This window comes from Campylobacter sp. RM9331, assembly GCF_020137685.1.
Classification (GTDB): Bacteria; Campylobacterota; Campylobacteria; order Campylobacterales; family Campylobacteraceae; genus Campylobacter_E.
The window spans coordinates 1-631 of sequence record NZ_JACGBA010000062.1; the positions used below are offsets into that span (position 1 = coordinate 1).

A 631-nucleotide genomic window follows, 5' to 3' on the forward strand; every position below is an offset into this window, starting at 1 on the left:
CTCTCAAGTAAAATATCTAAGCTTTGTTTAAATAATGATATAGACCACTTAGCAATTACTAAAGCTATTATTAAAGCTAGTATTGAATCAATAAAATAAAAATCAGTATAATAAACAATAATCCCACCAATAATAATTGCAACAGAACTAAGTAAATCACTTAGCATATGAATTAGACTTGATTTAATATTTAAATTACTTGTATCAGCTTTCATTAATAATAAAGCACTAATTATATTTGCTACAAGTCCAAAGCAAGATACTATAAGCATAGTCTTTATATCTATTTTACTTGGGTTTAATAGTTTTTCAATAGCTTCATAGATAATAAATATAGTAAATATAGCTATCATAATAGCATTTATAAAAGCAGCTATTATTTCACTTCTATAATATCCATAAGTTTTTTTACTATCTTGTTTATTAATAAATATTAGTGCAATAAAACTTATTATCAATGCAAAAGCGTGTGTTATCATATGAAGTGCATCACTAATTAATGCTAAAGAATTAGCTAAATACCCATAAATTAATTCAGCAAACATTACTACAAAAGTTACTATAAAGCTTAATAATAATGCTTTTTTATTCTTAGTAAAATCATAAGAATGAGTATGAGAATGATTGTGGT

1 protein-coding gene is annotated in these 631 nt (G+C 23.6%); it reads right to left on the reverse strand.

The genetic code is table 11. The features are described 5' to 3' along the window. Positions 1-631, reverse strand: a 631-nt coding sequence (locus AVBRAN9331_RS09770) for a cation diffusion facilitator family transporter (protein WP_336612933.1), incomplete at both ends; no start/stop codon positions are given.